The sequence below is a fragment of the Thioclava sp. FR2 genome, assembly GCF_051200875.1.
Lineage (GTDB): Bacteria > Pseudomonadota > Alphaproteobacteria > Rhodobacterales > Rhodobacteraceae > Pseudotabrizicola.
In genome coordinates this window covers 1,778,140-1,794,047 of the sequence record NZ_CP195191.1, presented here as the reverse complement: position 1 = coordinate 1,794,047, position 15,908 = coordinate 1,778,140, and the positions used below count along the sequence as shown (strand labels likewise).

The 15,908-nt window shown below is 59.1% G+C and carries 18 protein-coding genes and 1 riboswitch; of the genes, 15 read left to right on the top strand and 3 right to left on the bottom strand.

Annotation, left to right across the window (positions count from 1 at the left end; all coding sequences use genetic code 11):
• Window positions 1-21: 21 nt before the first annotated feature.
• From ACSBLW_RS08690 to ACSBLW_RS08655, 8 genes are all read left to right on the top strand, one after another.
• On the top strand, window positions 22-1,026 hold the full coding sequence (locus ACSBLW_RS08690) for a PhoH family protein (RefSeq protein ID WP_435259819.1): 1,005 nt from the start codon (window positions 22-24) through the stop codon (window positions 1,024-1,026).
• A 54-nt stretch (window positions 1,027-1,080) separates the two neighbouring features.
• The gene (gene ybeY, locus ACSBLW_RS08685; protein WP_435259818.1) at window positions 1,081-1,584 is read left to right on the top strand and encodes an rRNA maturation RNase YbeY; all 504 of its coding nucleotides are present in this window, start codon (window positions 1,081-1,083) and stop codon (window positions 1,582-1,584) included.
• A gap of 41 nt (window positions 1,585-1,625) precedes the next feature.
• Window positions 1,626-2,537 (top strand): hemolysin family protein, encoded by a 912-nt coding sequence (locus tag ACSBLW_RS08680; RefSeq protein WP_435259817.1) that lies wholly within the window; start codon window positions 1,626-1,628, stop codon window positions 2,535-2,537.
• The gene (gene lnt / locus ACSBLW_RS08675) at window positions 2,534-4,024 is read left to right on the top strand and encodes an apolipoprotein N-acyltransferase (protein WP_435259816.1); all 1,491 of its coding nucleotides are present in this window, start codon (window positions 2,534-2,536) and stop codon (window positions 4,022-4,024) included. Before ACSBLW_RS08680 ends, lnt begins: the two co-directional genes overlap by 4 nt.
• 35 nt (window positions 4,025-4,059) lie before the next feature.
• Window positions 4,060-4,109, top strand: a riboswitch (SAM-SAH riboswitch).
• Window positions 4,110-4,115: 6 nt separating this feature from the next.
• Window positions 4,116-5,282, top strand: coding sequence for a methionine adenosyltransferase (gene metK / locus ACSBLW_RS08670; protein WP_435259815.1), 1,167 nt, complete (start codon window positions 4,116-4,118; stop codon window positions 5,280-5,282).
• Between the two features lie 75 nt (window positions 5,283-5,357).
• Window positions 5,358-6,134: a DUF1353 domain-containing protein gene (locus tag ACSBLW_RS08665; protein ID WP_435259814.1), complete on the top strand. Its 777-nt coding sequence runs from the start codon at window positions 5,358-5,360 to the stop codon at window positions 6,132-6,134.
• An 80-nt stretch (window positions 6,135-6,214) separates the two neighbouring features.
• Window positions 6,215-6,910, top strand: coding sequence for a tRNA (guanosine(46)-N7)-methyltransferase TrmB (gene trmB, locus ACSBLW_RS08660; RefSeq protein ID WP_435259813.1), 696 nt, complete (start codon window positions 6,215-6,217; stop codon window positions 6,908-6,910).
• Window positions 6,911-6,952: 42 nt separating this feature from the next.
• The gene (locus ACSBLW_RS08655) at window positions 6,953-7,441 is read left to right on the top strand and encodes a cupin domain-containing protein (protein WP_435259812.1); all 489 of its coding nucleotides are present in this window, start codon (window positions 6,953-6,955) and stop codon (window positions 7,439-7,441) included.
• A gap of 3 nt (window positions 7,442-7,444) precedes the next feature.
• Here ACSBLW_RS08655 and ACSBLW_RS08650 read toward each other — a convergent pair whose 3' ends face one another.
• Window positions 7,445-8,503 carry an MBL fold metallo-hydrolase gene (locus ACSBLW_RS08650; RefSeq protein ID WP_435259811.1) on the bottom strand — a complete coding sequence of 353 codons (1,059 nt, stop codon included), beginning with the start codon at window positions 8,501-8,503 and terminating at the stop codon, window positions 7,445-7,447.
• 96 nt (window positions 8,504-8,599) lie between these two features.
• On the opposite strand from ACSBLW_RS08650, the gene aroA reads away from it, so the two are divergent.
• Window positions 8,600-9,946, top strand: a complete 1,347-nt coding sequence (gene aroA, locus ACSBLW_RS08645) for a 3-phosphoshikimate 1-carboxyvinyltransferase (protein ID WP_435259810.1) — start codon at window positions 8,600-8,602, stop codon at window positions 9,944-9,946.
• Between the two features lie 177 nt (window positions 9,947-10,123).
• Here the strand turns inward: aroA and ACSBLW_RS08640 are convergent, their stop codons facing one another.
• Window positions 10,124-10,471: a hypothetical protein gene (locus ACSBLW_RS08640; RefSeq protein WP_435259809.1), complete on the bottom strand. Its 348-nt coding sequence runs from the start codon at window positions 10,469-10,471 to the stop codon at window positions 10,124-10,126.
• A gap of 190 nt (window positions 10,472-10,661) precedes the next feature.
• The gene (locus ACSBLW_RS08635; RefSeq protein WP_435259808.1) at window positions 10,662-10,997 is read right to left on the bottom strand and encodes a hypothetical protein; all 336 of its coding nucleotides are present in this window, start codon (window positions 10,995-10,997) and stop codon (window positions 10,662-10,664) included.
• A gap of 138 nt (window positions 10,998-11,135) precedes the next feature.
• Here ACSBLW_RS08635 and ACSBLW_RS08630 point away from each other — a divergent pair, with 138 nt between their 5' ends.
• From ACSBLW_RS08630 to ACSBLW_RS08605, 6 genes are all read left to right on the top strand, one after another.
• Window positions 11,136-11,660, top strand: a complete 525-nt coding sequence (locus tag ACSBLW_RS08630) for a hypothetical protein (RefSeq protein WP_435259807.1) — start codon at window positions 11,136-11,138, stop codon at window positions 11,658-11,660.
• A 55-nt stretch (window positions 11,661-11,715) separates the two neighbouring features.
• Window positions 11,716-12,312 carry a (d)CMP kinase gene (locus tag ACSBLW_RS08625; protein ID WP_435259806.1) on the top strand — a complete coding sequence of 199 codons (597 nt, stop codon included), beginning with the start codon at window positions 11,716-11,718 and terminating at the stop codon, window positions 12,310-12,312.
• 156 nt (window positions 12,313-12,468) lie between these two features.
• Complete coding sequence (locus ACSBLW_RS08620) at window positions 12,469-13,104, top strand: NAD(P)H-dependent oxidoreductase (protein ID WP_435259805.1); 636 nt, start codon at window positions 12,469-12,471, stop codon at window positions 13,102-13,104.
• A gap of 228 nt (window positions 13,105-13,332) precedes the next feature.
• Window positions 13,333-15,015 (top strand): 30S ribosomal protein S1, encoded by a 1,683-nt coding sequence (gene rpsA / locus ACSBLW_RS08615; protein WP_435259804.1) that lies wholly within the window; start codon window positions 13,333-13,335, stop codon window positions 15,013-15,015.
• 173 nt (window positions 15,016-15,188) lie between these two features.
• On the top strand, window positions 15,189-15,473 hold the full coding sequence (gene ihfB / locus ACSBLW_RS08610; RefSeq protein WP_435259803.1) for an integration host factor subunit beta: 285 nt from the start codon (window positions 15,189-15,191) through the stop codon (window positions 15,471-15,473).
• 74 nt (window positions 15,474-15,547) lie between these two features.
• Window positions 15,548-15,907 (top strand): lipopolysaccharide assembly protein LapA domain-containing protein, encoded by a 360-nt coding sequence (locus ACSBLW_RS08605; protein ID WP_435259802.1) that lies wholly within the window; start codon window positions 15,548-15,550, stop codon window positions 15,905-15,907.
• Window position 15,908: the final 1 nt, after the last annotated feature.

Sequence of the window (15,908 nt, the reverse complement as noted above, 5' to 3'; positions counted from 1 at the left end):
CCTAGATAGAAGGAGAACTCCTTGGGCATCAGCGCGCTGACCCCCCCGACCAAGTCCGAGGACATTGTGGAAACAGTCCTTGAATTCCCAGACAACCGCCTGTTGATCGACCTTTGCGGTGAATATGACCGCAATCTCGCACAGATCGAACATCAGATGGGGGTTCACATCCTTAGGCGTGGAAATCGCCTTTCGGTGATCGGGGATAAAGGCGCAAGGGAGCAGGCGGCGGCGATCATCAGGAGCCTCTATGCGCGCCTTGAAAGTGGCCGCAGTCTGGCCGCAGGCGATATCGACGGTGCAATGCGCATGAGCATGGCAACTCAGGTCGAAGCTGAGCAGATCGAGATGTTCTCCAGCGGAATGGAGCTGCGGACACGCAAGAAGCCCATCGAGCCGAGAACCGAGGCCCAAAAGGCCTATGTTGCGAACCTTTTCCAGAATGAGCTTGGATTTGGCATTGGCCCCGCAGGTACCGGCAAAACATATCTCGCCGTGGCTGTTGGGGTGACGATGTTCATCTCGGGGGCGGTGGAAAAGATCATCCTCAGCCGTCCGGCAGTAGAGGCAGGTGAGCGACTTGGTTTCCTTCCGGGCGATATGAAGGAAAAGGTCGACCCCTACATGCAGCCGCTTTATGACGCGCTGAATGACTTTCTGCCGGCCAAGCAGGTGCAAAAACTGATGGAGGAGAAGCGGATCGAGATTGCCCCGCTGGCCTTTATGCGTGGTCGCACCTTGTCGAATGCCTTCGTCGTTCTGGATGAGGCACAGAACGCGACCACAATGCAGATGAAGATGTTCCTGACCCGGTTGGGTGAAGGCAGTCGCATGGTTATCACCGGCGACCGGACCCAGATCGACCTTCCGCGCGGTGTCGCGTCTGGTCTGCAAGAGGCGGAACGGATTCTGAAAGGCGTGAAAGGCGTTTCCTTCAACTACTTTACGTCGAAGGATGTTGTCCGCCATCCGTTGGTGGCCCGGATTATCGAGGCCTATGAAACCGACGAGGCGCAGTCCAGCTAAGGTGGGACATCAAAGCCAATTGCAGTCGACCAAGGCATAATATAGGCGCAGCGCATGGAGCCCTTGGTCGATTGCATCATAGAAGACAGCCGCTGGGAAGCGTTAGAGCTTGAACCCTTGGCTTTGCGTGCCGTTGAGGCCGCGCTGAACCATCTTGGTTTGCCGAACCAGGGTGTGACCCTGTGTTTGCTGGCCTGCGATGATACCCGTATCGCCGAGCTGAATGCTGATTTCCGGGGAAAGCCTCAGCCGACGAATGTGCTCAGCTGGCCATCCGAAGAACGCGCCGCGGAAACGCCGGGCGAAGAGCCCGATCCGGTGGAACCGGGAACGCCTGAAATGCCTGAAGAATTGGGCGATCTGGCTTTGGCCTATGAAACCTGTGCCCGTGAGGCAGAGGAGGCCGACAAGCCGATTTCTGCCCATGTGACCCATTTGATCGTTCATGGTCTTCTGCATTTGCTGGGCTATGACCATATAGACGACGCCGACGCCGAATTGATGGAAGCCCATGAGGTAGCCATACTTGCAAGCCTCGGCATTGATAATCCATACTAAGGGCACAGCATTGAAGCCTGTGCTTCGCCGGAAAAGGACAGATGGGCAGTAGTAGCGACGGATCAGCTGCGGCGCAGGGCGCGCAACTGAATGAGCAGGACGACAGCGCGGAACCTCCGCAAAAAAGCCTGCTGGGACGATTGTTTGGTGCTTTCTCGGGGGCAGATAGCCCCAGTGCGACAGCCGAGCCCGAAGCAACAGTGGTTGCCGTGCCGGGCGCGATGCAGGGGCTTGGCGTCTTGCGGCGCTTGCGCGTCGATGATGTTGCGATCCCCAAGGCGGAAATTGTGGCAGTGCCAATCGACATCGGTCGGGATGATCTTGTCGAGGTTTTCCGCGAGCAGGGCTTCTCTCGGTTGCCGGTCTACAAAGGCACGATGGACCACCCTCAGGGCCTCGTCCTTTTGAAAGACGTCGCACTTCAGCATGGATTTGGCTCTAGCGGCAGGTTCTCTTTGCGAAAACTGCTGCGCCCTCTGCTGTATGCGCCGCCCTCGATGCCGATTGGTGTCTTGCTGCAAAAGATGCAGCGGGAACGCGTTCACATGGCCTTGGTCATTGACGAATACGGTGGCGTCGACGGTTTGGTCACGATTGAAGACCTGATCGAAACCGTGATCGGTGAAATCGAAGATGAACATGACGAAGCCGAAGGTGCACTTTGGAAAGAGGAAAAGCCAGGGGTCTATCTTGCCCAATCCACGGCCCCTCTCGATGAGTTCGAGGCTGCCATTGGCCTTCGTCTGAACGACGGCGAAGAGGACAGCGAAATCGACACGCTCGGTGGGTTGGTCTTTCTGCGGATCGGGCGCGTGCCGGCACGCGGGGAAATCGTTCCCCACGAAAGCGGGGCCGAGTTTGAAATCGTCGATGCAGATGCCCGCCGGATCAAGCGGCTTCGTGTGCGTCTTCCGGGCGTGACCGCTGCCGAGCCTGAAGCCAAGGCATCTTGAAGCTTCGCGCGTTCTTTGCCGCACGACCAGACCGGCGCGACGCCGGCCTGCATCTTTTGGCCGGGGCAGGCATCGCCACGTCCCAAGCCCCATTTCTGGCGTGGTATCTGGCCTTTCCCTTTCTGGTCTGGGCTTTGGCGCGGATGTCGCGTGCAAAGGGCGCGGTCGGAGCCTGGTGGGCAGGTTGGCTGATAGGGGCGGGCTATTTCGGCACCTACCTGAATTGGATCGTGCATCCCTTCCTCGTTGACCCGTGGGTCTACGGTTGGATGGCGCCATTTGCCTTCATCCTGATGGCTTTCGGACTTGGTCTCTTTTGGGCCGGGGCTTCAGCGCTTTCGGTCCTGATGCCAAACCGGCTTCTCGGGCTCGTCGTCTTTCTTGCTGCGGCAGAACTGTTGCGCGGGTATATTTTCACCGGCTTCCCTTGGGCGTTGATTGGTCATCTGTGGCTTGGATCCGTGATCGAACAGAACGCGGCCGTCATCGGCGCGACGGGGCTGACGGTCGCAACGCTTTTTGTCGCAACGCTGCCAATTCTGCATCGGCATTGGGGAACGGCAGCTATGGTTGCGGTTCTTTGCCTTGGTCTGGCAAACGGGCTTTCGCATAGGAATGGTCCTGACACCCCGATGCGGGATGTGTCCCTGCGTCTTGTCCAACCCGCCGCCGAACAGTACCTCAAATGGGATCCCGATCAGGCCCGAATGCTCTTTCAGCGGCAACTGGATCTGACACGGCAAGGAACCCCGGCGGATTTGACGATTTGGCCGGAAACAGCGATCCCCTATCTTTTTGAGTACTCTCCGGAAGTTCCGGGGATCATTTCCGCTGCCGCCAATGGCAATCCAGTTGCCATCGGGGTGCAAAGGGTTGTCGGCGATCAGGGGTGGAACAGCCTTCGCGTCGTTCAAGGCAAAGGAGAAGTCTCGGCGACCTATGACAAGCACCACCTTGTGCCTTTTGGCGAATACATGCCCTTGGGCGACGTGCTGTATAATTGGTTCGGCATCGGTGCCTTTGCGGCGCAGGTCGGCAACGGTTATTCAGCGGGCACTCGGGCGGAAGTCTTGGATCTTGGCCCGAAACTTGGTCGGGTTTTACCCCTGATCTGCTACGAGGCCGTGTTTCCCGACATTCCGCGCTCTGTGGCGCGACCAGACTGGATCCTTCAAATCACCAATGATGCATGGTTCGGACCATACACAGGGCCTTTCCAGCACTTCCAACTGTCACGGCTGCGCGCAATCGAGATGGGGCTGCCCTTGGTGAGGGTCGGCAATACAGGTGTGACCGCAGTGATCGACGCGCGGGGCGGGGTGTCCAGCAGCCTACCCTTCGGCCAGCCCGGCGCTCTGGATGTTCCGGAACTCTCAACGGGCCTTGCTGAAACCCTTTATGCCCGTCATGGCGACCTGATTGCCTATCTGTTGCTTTTCGGCCTTTTGTGCCTGTCATTCGTACGCTTCCAGCCGCGCTCGCCTTGATATTGCCCCAGTTTAGGTCTACGTCCCCGGCTCAAGAACTGCCACAACGGCTTCCTGGCGTGGCGGGGATCACCCCAACGGAGCACTTTCCATGACCCGCAAGAATTATGTCTTTACTTCGGAATCCGTTTCCGAAGGCCATCCAGACAAGGTCTGTGACCGCGTTTCGGATGCAATCCTTGATGCCTTCCTGACCGAAGAGCCCAACGCCCGTGTCGCCTGCGAAACCTTTGCTACCACCAACCGGGTCGTGGTCGGCGGTGAGGTTGGGCTCGCTGACAAGGCCAATCTGGGCCGCATGATGGAACGTGTTGATGCAATCGTCCGTGATTGTGTCCGCGACATCGGCTATGAGCAGGATGAGTTCCACTGGCAGACCCTTCAGGTCGCCAACTTCCTGCACCCGCAGTCTGCCCATATCGCGCAGGGCGTGGATAAGGATGGGGCAGGCGATCAGGGTATCATGTTCGGCTATGCCTGCCGCGAAACCCCCGAGTTGATGCCGGCTCCCATCCTCTATTCGCACGCGATCCTGCGCCGTCTGGCAGAGGTGCGGAAATCCGGCAAAGAACCGACGCTGCGGCCCGATGCGAAATCTCAGCTGTCGCTGCGCTATGAAGACGGCAAACCGGTTGAAGTCACCTCGATCGTGCTTTCCACCCAGCACCAGTTTGAAACCCAAACTTCCGACGATATTCGCGCCATCGTCGAACCCTATATCCGCGAAATCCTGCCCTCTGGCTGGATCACCGAAAAGACGGAATGGTGGGTCAACCCGACCGGAACCTTTGTGATCGGCGGGCCGGATGGTGATGCTGGCCTGACGGGCCGCAAGATCATCGTCGACACCTACGGTGGTGCGGCCCCGCATGGCGGCGGTGCCTTCTCAGGAAAAGATCCGACCAAGGTGGACCGTTCGGCTGCCTATGCTGCACGGTATCTGGCAAAGAACGTCGTCGCGGCTGGCCTTGCTGACCGCTGCACCTTGCAGGTGTCCTACGCCATCGGCGTGGCAAAGCCGCTGTCGATCTATGTCGATACGCACGGCACAGGTCAGGTCGAAGATGACCGCATCGAACATGCCGTTGCGACCTGCATGGATCTGACCCCGCGCGGCATTCGCACCCATCTGAATCTGAACCGCCCGATCTACGCCCGCACGTCGGCTTATGGCCATTTTGGCAGAGCGCCGGAGGCGGATGGTGGCTTTAGTTGGGAAAAGACCGACTTGATCGACGCCCTCAAGAAAGCCGTCTGACAAAACAACGCGCCCCTTGATTTCGGGGCGCGTTTTTCTTTTTCATTGCGCATAATTTTTTGAAGTGAGTCCTTGATGGCTGTCTTTGGCGCTGTTTATCAGAAGTGGCGGCTGGTTTGTGCCGCATGTGTCGTTCTTGCTGGATGTGTAACCACCAGCGAAGATCTGGCCGGGTTTCGTCTCTCGACCTCTGGCAAGGAATGTAAGGGCCCGTCCGAGGCGGCCTGTTACTTTCAGAATTCCCCCGTTCGCCTAAGCACTACGAAGGTGGTTATTCCGGGCCGAGCCTATGATTTCTATCCCTTGGCCGAAAATCTCGAATTCGTCGACGGTCAGAACCGCAAATGGATTGCGCCCAAAGACACGCTGACAGATGGCGCCTCAATCCCCGAAGTCTTTGTCTCAATCATCGGCGATCCACGATCTCAGGAATTTACCAATGCCGCGGCTTTGCACGATGCCTATTGCGGGATCGGAAATGAGGATGGCCCGGTCTACAAATCGCGGACATGGCAGGAAACGCATCGGCTGTTTTATGACGGCCTGATTGTCGGCGGTACGCCAGAGTTAAAGGCAAAGCTCATGTTTGCGGCCGTTTGGTTGGGCGGCCCGCGATGGTACCCCTCGAACAAGCGTAATGACACGACGATGGCGACCTTGCCAAAGGGACTGATGCAGCAATCCCTGCGCGACACGAAATTCTACGTCGAGAGGTCTAACCCCACTTTGCCTGAACTGATCGCTTATCTGGATTGGCATGAACGGCGGATGAAGGCGATCGTGTTCCGCGGTCGAACCCCGCCAGCACCGATCACGGATATCGCGAACCCAATCTCGCCCGGCGGCGGCTGATTGGGGCCGGTCATGGCATAGATGGCTTGACCAAGGGCGTGACTGCTGACAAATGGCCCCCCGGATCAGGAGGGCGATCAATGGCCGATCAGGAACTGCGCCGCAATTTTTACGGACGCGTGCATGGCAAGACGTTGCGGGCGAGCCAGAAAGACTATCTGGCAAATGACCTGGAGCCACTCCGCCTGCGTAACCTGACGCGCGAGGAAAACCCCGCGCGGACCAAGATCGACCCCTCGGCGATCTTTGAAACACCGCGTCCGGTCTGGCTGGAAATCGGGTTCGGGGGCGGCGAACATCTAGTGCATATGGCCGCCGGAAACCCGGATATCGGCCTCATAGGCTGTGAGCCATTCGTCAACGGCGTCGCCATGCTTCTGGGCAAGATCCGACAGGCCAATCTGACGAACCTGACCATTCATCCCGGTGATGTCCGCGATCTTTTCGATGTGCTTCCCGATCAAAGCATCGAAAAGGCCTTTCTGAACTACCCCGACCCTTGGCCCAAGGCGCGCCACCACCGCCGGCGTTTTGTGACGCCCGGCTATCTGAAGGAACTGGCGCGGGTGATGAAACCGGGCGCTGAATTCCGTGTGGCCACAGACATCCCCGACTATGTCCGCCAGACGTTAGAGGAAGTCCCGCAGGCGGGATTCACGCTTGTCTCGCAGACGGGCGAGGGCGAGGCGTGGCAAGATTGGATTTCCACGCGTTATGAGCAAAAAGCGCTGCGTGAGGGACGCCATCCGCATTACCTGACCTTCCGTCGCGCCTGACTTCCGCTACAGTGATCAGGTTAATTCCTGTGAGGCTGTCCTATGTCCGAAGAACGCTACCTCCTTCGCGCAGATGAAATCGCGGCGATGGAGGGATTGAAGAAAACCCATTTCTTGAATCCGAATGCCCAGCGGGTGAACAAGTCCTTGGGCGATGCGACGGGCCTGACCGGGCTTGGTTTCCACATCATCGAGGTCGAACCGGGTCATGAGACGACCGAGCATCATGTCCACCACCACGAAGACGAATGCGTCTATGTGCTTTCGGGCAATGCGACGGCCTTGATCGGAGAGAAAGAACACGCCATCGGCCCCGGCGATTTCCTTGGCTACCGCAAGGGTGGTCTGGCGCATTCGATCCGCAACACGGGGACCGAGGTGTTTCGCTGCATCGTCGTGGGCCAACGTCTGGACCATGATGTTGGCGATTACACGCGCCTGAAAAAGCGCATCTACCGAAATGCGGGCCTGCCGTGGAACCTTGTCGATCACGACCAGATTGCCACCCCTCAGGCTGGCGCAAAGAAATAGTCTTTACACCTCTGCGGGGGACCAGACCTGCGCCGGGGCCAATGGCACGAACCGCTCTGCGGCCACGCCCTTGGCTTTCAACGCCTTTGCCAAGGCGGCGGGCGGGTCGTCGCGCGCCTCGTCGGTCAATTGAAATGTTCCCCAATGGTGGCCAACGGCGTGATCTGCCCCCAAGATCTCTAGCCCTGCGACGGCCTCTTCGGGGTTTTGGTGCTGCGCCTTCATGAACCAACGCGGCTCATAGGCGCCAATAGGCAGGATGGCGGTGTCGATCTTGCCGTGTTTCTCCCGCACACGGCCATAGGGCCTTCCCCCGTCAAAGCCTGTGTCGCCGATATGAAAGATCTTGCCTGCGGGGCCATCCAGAACAAACGCTGCCCAAAGTGCCATCGACCGATCCCCCATCCCGCGCGCGGACCAGTGGTGACACGGCTCGAAATGGATCGTCATGTCGCCAAAACGCACCGCTTCATCCCAATCCCGTATCTCGATACGGGCTGACGGCAAGTCATCGGCAAGAATGGCGTCATTGCCCAATGGCGTGACGATCAGCGGAGAGTGAGCGTCGTTCAGCGATTTCAGCGTTGTCAGGTCCAGATGGTCATAATGGTTATGGCTCAGCAGGACGAGGTCGATCTTTGGCAGATGCGCGAAATCAATGCCCGGCGCGATGACCCGTTTCGGCCCGGCAAAAGCCAGCGGGCTGGCGCGATCAGACCACACCGGATCGGTCAAAATGTTCATCCCCGCAGTCTGAATCAGCATTGTCGCGTGGCCGACCATCGTGATGGTCAAATCGGTCTTGCGGGCCTCGGGCCGGGCCTTGGCAGGCAGGTCAACCGAAGCGGGCCATTTTTGTCTGTTCCCATTAAGCTGCCATTTCAGCAGATCCAGTCCACCCCTCGGCGCTTCTCCACCGGGATTGAAAAAGCGGGTGCCATCGAAATGGTCGCTGACGGGGCCGGAATAGTACTTGTTCTTGCGAGAGGTCATGGCTGTTCCGCCGATGACTGCACTGGCAGCCAGCAAGGCGGTCCCTTTGATCAGGCTGCGTCGATTCATAAATTACATATGCATCCCGTTATTCGGGCTTCAACCCCATATGGACCCGTCGACTTGCTTGCGCTATCAGGCGGCAATCACGAATGGGAGACGACAATGTCCGGCCACGGCGAAGCGCAACCGATGATTTCCGCGAAATGCGGCCCCCTCAAAGGGGAGGCTGCTGTTCCGGGAGACAAGTCGATCTCGCACCGCGCGTTGATCTTTGGCGCGATGGCGGTTGGGGAAACCCGGATCACGGGGCTTCTTGAAGGTCAGGATGTGCTGGATACCGCCAAGGCGATGCGGGCCTTTGGCGCGACAGTTACCCAACATGGACCCGGCGCCTGGTCGGTGAATGGTGTGGGCGTCGGCGGCTTTTCTGAACCGGCCGATGTGATTGATTGCGGCAACTCGGGTACGGGTGTGCGGCTGATCATGGGGACGATGGCGACGACGCCGATCACGGCCACCTTTACGGGTGACGCCTCGCTGCGCAAGCGTCCGATGGGGCGGGTGACCGATCCTCTGTCGCTGTTCGGGACGCAAGCCTATGGGCGCAAGGGCGGGCGGTTGCCGATGACGGTGGTGGGCGCGGCCAATCCGGTGCCGGTCCGCTATGCGGTGCCGGTCGCCTCGGCGCAGGTCAAGTCGGCGGTTTTGCTGGCGGGTCTGAATGCGCCGGGCGAAACCGTGGTCATCGAAAAAGAACCGACCCGCGACCATTCCGAGCGGATGCTGGTGGGTTTCGGGGCAAAGCTGAATGTCGAGAAAACCAGCGAAGGTCACGTCATCACCCTGACCGGGCGGCCCGAGTTGCGGCCGCAAACCGTGGCGGTGCCGCGTGACCCGTCTTCGGCGGCTTTCCCGACCTGTGCGGCACTGATCGTTGAAGGCTCGGACATCACCGTTCCCGGCGTCAGCCAGAACCTGACCCGCAACGGTCTTTACATCACGCTGGTCGAGATGGGCGCGAAGATCGACTTCCTGAACCCGCGCGAAGAAGGCGGCGAGCCGGTGGCGGACCTGCGGGTGCGGTTCTCGGACGACATGAAGGGGATCGAGGTGCCGCCGGATCGTGCGCCGTCGATGATCGACGAATATCCGATCCTCTCGGTCGTCGCCTCTTTCGCCTCGGGCCGCACCGTGATGCGCGGGGTCAAGGAATTGCGGGTCAAGGAAAGCGACCGGATCGATGCGATGGCGCGGGGGCTGGAGGCTTGCGGCGTCAGGATCGAGGAAGATGAAGACACCCTGATCGTTCACGGCATGGGGCCGGGGGGGATGCCCGGGGGGGGCAACTGCAAGACCCATCTGGACCACCGGATCGCGATGTCTTTCCTGATCGCCGGCATGGCCTCGAAGAAGGAAATCGCGGTGGATGATGGGTCGCCCATCGTGACCTCATTCCCGATTTTCGAGAGCCTGATGAACGGCCTTGGCGCGGCCATCCGCCGGGGGTGATGGGGGCGTCCCCGTCGGGGACGCTTTCGTGGGCAAAGGAAATCAACGGGTTAGTCTCGGGGAGTAATGGGTTGTTAGGAAACGCGCCCCGAGAAGACGATACAGAGAGAGAGAGAGAGAGAGAAGAAACGGTCCGATTACAAAGAGAAGTCGCAGTTTAAAAGGCGTAAGACGGCACTATCCCACTGCTGGGTCAAAGAACGCGATGATCTCCTTAGCAACGCGATCGCGCTCGAAGTCATCCTTGGGAACGATAATGGTCAGTAGCTGCATAGCTTCGTTGTGGCCAACGTTTTTCACAAAGAGTTCGGTGCCGTGATGTTCACAACCTTCCTCATGCATTTCGATTTTAACAATCCTTGTCCCGAACTTCAGGTAAAAGAAAAGCTCGGGGAACAAGTCAAAACCCTTAGCGGAGTGCCTGTTCATTCTTCGAAGGAAGAATTCTCCTCCTTCCAACCTTGAAAACGCCGAACGGAGTTGCTTGCGTAATCGAAAACGATCAACATTCTTAACTATAACCAATCGATGCTCCTTTTCGCCGAAACGGTTCCGAGACAATTTTTTTCAATGAAACGAGGAGCCTTGCTCGCCGACCTGCGGTGCTTCTGTCAAGAGCAGCCGTCCGACCCTGCGGGAAGAATGCATTCCATTCATCTTTGACTGCAAATTCCTAAGACTTAACTTATCAGTGGCAGCCAATATCCGACCGCGTTCAGTCACCCACAGTCAGATCGTCCACCTTTCCGCTTTTCAGATCAACGCGGTAAGTCCGGTCGGCCCCGACATAGGCCTCATCCATATCTTGCCTGAGGCGATAGTACAGCGTCACGAGCGTATCGCACTGTTTTGCTTGTGTAAGCCTGTAGGTGGTGGTCGCGGCTCGCAAAGCCTGTGGCCCCTCATGCGTGAGGATATGGGCCTCAATGCCAGCTTGCGCTTTTTCAATGTCCTGTGGGCTGACCTGATCGGTACAGGTCGGACCTTGGGCGGGAATGCACGCACCCAAACCGGTGGTTAAGGCAAGGGCGAGGATTGGGACAGGACGCATCGTGGTTTCGCTGCTTTTCAAAGGGGCCAGACCCTGTGGTGCCTTCCGCCACGTCTGTCTTGCCAGAACCGCACAACGGGGCAAAGCTGTCAACTGTGGCTGTGAAGCGATCGCGGCCATTTTGAAAAGGCTGACCCTTTGACCGTGCCCCGCTGGTTCTTTGCCCTGTCCCTTGGGCTGACGCTGCTGATCTATGGGATCATGGTGTTCTGGGGCTCTCCCATTCTGATCCGCGAGGCCGGGGGGCTTTTGCCCTTTGATCTGCGGCCTTTTGGATATGGGGCCGAGGAGGCGCGGGCCTATCTTTCGGCCCTGAGCGACGAGGGCCGGGTCTTTTACCGTGATGTCATTGGCCGGTTGGATGGGGTTTTCCCGCCGCTTTTGGCGCTGTCTTTGATCTTGTGTTTTCTCCGTTTGTCGTCGCGCAGACCTGCGGCGCTGCTGTCCGCCGTGGCGATTGCAGCGGCGGTCTTGGATTTGCTGGAAAATGCCGGGATCGCACGGATGCTGGAGACGGATGTGGCTAGCGTCACAGACGCGATGGTGGCCCATATCAGCCGCCTGACCCAACTGAAATGGGCCGCGGACGGCGTGACCCTTGCCGCTTTGGCGGCGCTGTTGGCGCGGGCCGTTGCGCGGCGTTTGCAGAACCGCCTTCAGTAGGGCTTGCTTTACAGACATCGCCGCAGGTTTTATGGGTCCGCAAAAGGAGTTTCCCATGCAATTCACAGTGGCCATTGACGGACCCGCCGCCGCAGGCAAAGGCACAATATCGAAAGCCGTCGCAGCGCGGTTCGGTTTTGCGCATCTGGATACGGGGGCGCTGTATCGCGCCGTTGGCGTGAAGGGGGGCGACCCGATCGAGGCGGCCAAGACGCTGTCCCCGGAAGATCTGGCCCGCGATGATCTGCGCTCGCTTGAGGCGGGGCAGGCGGCCAGCAAGGTTGCGGTTATTCCCGAGGTGCGGGCGGCGTTGCTGGCATTCCAACGTGATTTCGCACGGGCCGAAGGGGGCGCGGTGCTGGATGGGCGGGACATTGGCACGGTGATTTGCCCCGACGCCGACGTGAAGCTGTTCGTGACGGCCAGCGCCGAAGTGCGGGCCAAGCGGCGCCATCTGGAAATCGGTGGGGATTATGACGAGGTCTTGCGCGCTGTGATCGAACGCGATGCCCGTGACGCCGGCCGCGCCGATGCGCCGATGCGGGCGGCAGAGGATGCCGTGCTGATTGACACCAGCGCGATGTCGATTGACGAGGCCGTCGCCGAAGCTGCTGCGGTGATTGCGAAGAAACTGGACGTCGTCGCGCGCTGAACTTTGGGCGGAAACTGCGGCTCTTCTGTGCGCTGACGCGCAGACGGTTTGCGCTTGCGATCCTTGCGAAGTGAACTGGTCGGTTTAAGTAAATCTTCTGAAGAGCGGCAGGCCCCGGATGGCCGGGACTGCCGAAACGCAAGAAGGTGTGACCCGATGATTTTGCATGACAAGTTGAACTGGCGCTATGCCACCAAGAAAATGGATGCGGGCAAGCCCGTGCCGCAGGAAAAGGTGGATGCGATCCTGAAAGCGATCCAGCTGGCCCCTACGTCCAGCGGATTGCAGCCGTTTGAAGTGATCGTTGTCACGAACCCCGAGGTTAAGGCCAAGCTGCGCGCAGCGGCCTATGATCAGGCGCAATTGACCGATGGCAGCCATGTCTTGGTTTTTGCCGCGTGGGACAATTACACCGCCGAGCGGATTGATGCGGTGGTGGAAGAGGTCGAGCGCCAGCGCGGTGGCAAATCGGACGATCTGCGCGCCTATTACGAGCGGCTGAAGGGCATGTATCTGCCGAAATCCGCCGAGGAGAATTACCAGCACGCCGCCCGTCAGGCCTATATCGCCTTTGGCATCGGCGTGACCGCCGCTGCCTTTGAAGAGGTGGATGCGACGCCGATGGAAGGGTTTGACCCGGCCAAGGTCGATGAAATCCTTGGTCTGCGCGAAAAGGGCCTGCGCTCGGTCACGCTGCTGCCTTTGGGCTATCGCGCCGCTGAGGGCGACTGGCTGGCTGGCATGAAGAAGGTGCGCAAGCCGTTGGACGAGCTGGTCAAGAAAGTCGCCTGATCGCACGCTTTACCGTGGTGCGGCGAATATGGGCCTGCGACTCTGGTCGCGGGCCCTTTCGCTTGTCAGCGAGGGCGTTTGCGGCTATAGGCCCCCCATCCTGAAGGAAAACCCCTTGGCCGGTTCGCCGGACCGAGTCGTTTTTTTGGTTTTGACCGCTTCGGGGCCACCAAAGACCGGCGGAGCCAACCGCATGGCCAGAAAACCGTTGTAAAGGACAAACTGCACATGTGCGCTAAAAATGCTATGGAAGAATTCGAAGCCCTCCTGAAGGAAAGCTTTGAAATTGACACCCCCGAAGAGGGTTCGGTTGTCAAAGGCAAGGTCATCGCGATCGAAGCGGGCCAAGCCATCATCGACGTCGGCTACAAAATGGAAGGCCGCGTTGACCTGAAAGAATTCGCAAACCCCGGCGAAGCCCCGTCGATCAACGTGGGCGACGAAGTCGAGGTTTATCTGGACCGCGTCGAAAACGCCCGTGGCGAAGCTGTCATCTCGCGTGACAAGGCTCGTCGCGAAGAAGCGTGGGACCGTCTGGAAAAAGCATACGCTTCCGAGCAGCGCGTCGACGGCGCGATCTTCGGCCGCGTCAAGGGTGGCTTCACGGTCGATCTGGGCGGCGCTGTTGCGTTCCTTCCCGGCTCGCAGGTTGACGTGCGCCCCGTGCGCGACGCTGGCCCGCTGATGGGCATGAAGCAGCCGTTCCAGATCCTGAAGATGGACCGTCGTCGTGGCAACATCGTTGTTTCGCGCCGCGCGATCCTGGAAGAAAGCCGCGCCGAACAGCGCGCCGAAGTCATCGGCAACCTGACCGAAGGTCAGACCGTGGATGGCGTGGTCAAGAACATCACCGAATACGGTGCCTTCGTTGATCTGGGCGGCGTTGACGGCCTGCTGCACGTCACCGACATGGCATGGCGCCGTGTGAACCACCCGTCGGAAATCCTCGCCATCGGCGAGACCGTCAAGGTTCAGGTCATCAAGATCAACAAAGACACCCACCGCATCAGCCTTGGCATGAAGCAGCTGCAGGAAGATCCATGGGATGCCGTTGAAAAGGCCTATCCGCTGGGTTCGGTCCACAAGGGCCGCGTCACCAACATCACCGATTACGGCGCCTTCGTGGAGCTGGAAGCCGGTGTCGAAGGTCTGGTGCACGTTTCGGAAATGTCCTGGACCAAGAAGAACGTCCACCCCGGCAAGATCGTTTCGACCAGCCAGGAAGTCGACGTCATGGTTCTGGAAATCGACAGCGCCAAGCGTCGCGTTTCGCTGGGCCTGAAGCAGACCATGCGCAACCCGTGGGAAGTCTTTGCAGAAACCCACCCGGTTGGCTCGACCATCGAAGGCGAAGTCAAGAACATCACCGAATTCGGTCTGTTCGTGGGTCTGGAAAACGACATCGACGGCATGGTTCACCTGTCCGACCTGTCGTGGGACCAGCGTGGCGAAGACGCCATCCAGAACTATCGCAAGGGCGATGTCGTCAAGGCCGCCGTTTCGGAAGTTGACGTCGAGAAAGAGCGTATCTCGCTCTCGATCAAGGCTCTGGGCGACGACACCTTCACCGACGCTGTTGACGGCGTGAAGCGTGGCTCGGTTGTGACCGTTGAAGTGACCGCGATCGAAGATGGCGGTATCGAAGTGGAATACAACGGCGCCAAGTCGTTCATCCGTCGTTCGGACCTGTCGCGTGACCGCGCCGACCAGCGTCCCGAGCGTTTCTCGGTTGGCGACAAGGTCGACGTTCGCGTCACCAACATCGACCCGAAGACCCGTCGTCTGGGTCTGTCGATCAAGGCTCGCGAGATCGCAGAAGAGAAAGAAGCTGTGGAACAGTACGGCTCGTCCGATTCGGGCGCTTCGCTGGGCGACATCCTCGGCGCCGCTCTGAAGGGCGACCGCAACTGATAAAGAGGCCCGTTTGGGCAGGAAGGGCCCCGCCAAATGGCGGGGCCCTTTCGCATGAGCCCCAAACTTCATGCCTTTTCGTTTGTGCGAAGCAATTGTTTTTGCCTATAGTCTTTCCACAAGAACAACGTGGCGCCGGACGAACCGGGCGACCATAGGGGGGGACACTTCGGATGATCCGTTCGGAACTGATCCAGAAAATTGCGGATGAAAATCCGCATCTGACGCAACGCCATGTCGAGCGGATCGTGAACACGGTCTTTGAAGAAATCATCGAGGCTCTGGCCAACGGCGACCGCGTGGAGTTGCGCGGCTTTGGCGCCTTCTCGGTGAAATCGCGCGACGCACGCGTGGGTCGCAATCCGCGCACGGGTGAATCGGTGCAGGTCGATGACAAGAAGGTGCCCTTCTTCAAGACCGGCAAACTTCTGCGGGACCGGCTGAACGGCAACGGCTGAGACGCCTTCACCCTTGCACCTTCCGGGCGCGCGTTCGATAGTCGGACGAAAGACGTTCGAGGAAGGAAAGAGTGATGATCCGCATGCTGCGCTATCTGCTTTTGGCGGTCTTGGCGATCGTACTGGTGACGATTGCCTTGGCCAATCGTGACGCTGTCACGCTGGAATTGCTTCCCGCCAATATTTCGGCCTTTGTCGGCCAGCAATGGCAGATCGTCTTGCCGCTTTATGTCGTGATCTTTGGCGGCATCGTTGCGGGCATCCTGATTGGTTTTGTCTGGGAATGGCTGCGCGAGCACAAGCACCGGTCGGTTGCTTCGACCAAGTCCCGCGAAGTCGCGCGGTTGGAACGTGAATTGGCCGTGATGCGCGACACCAAGCCCGAACATCAGGACGAGGTTCTGGCGCTGTTGGACAAGCGCAAGGCAAGCTGAC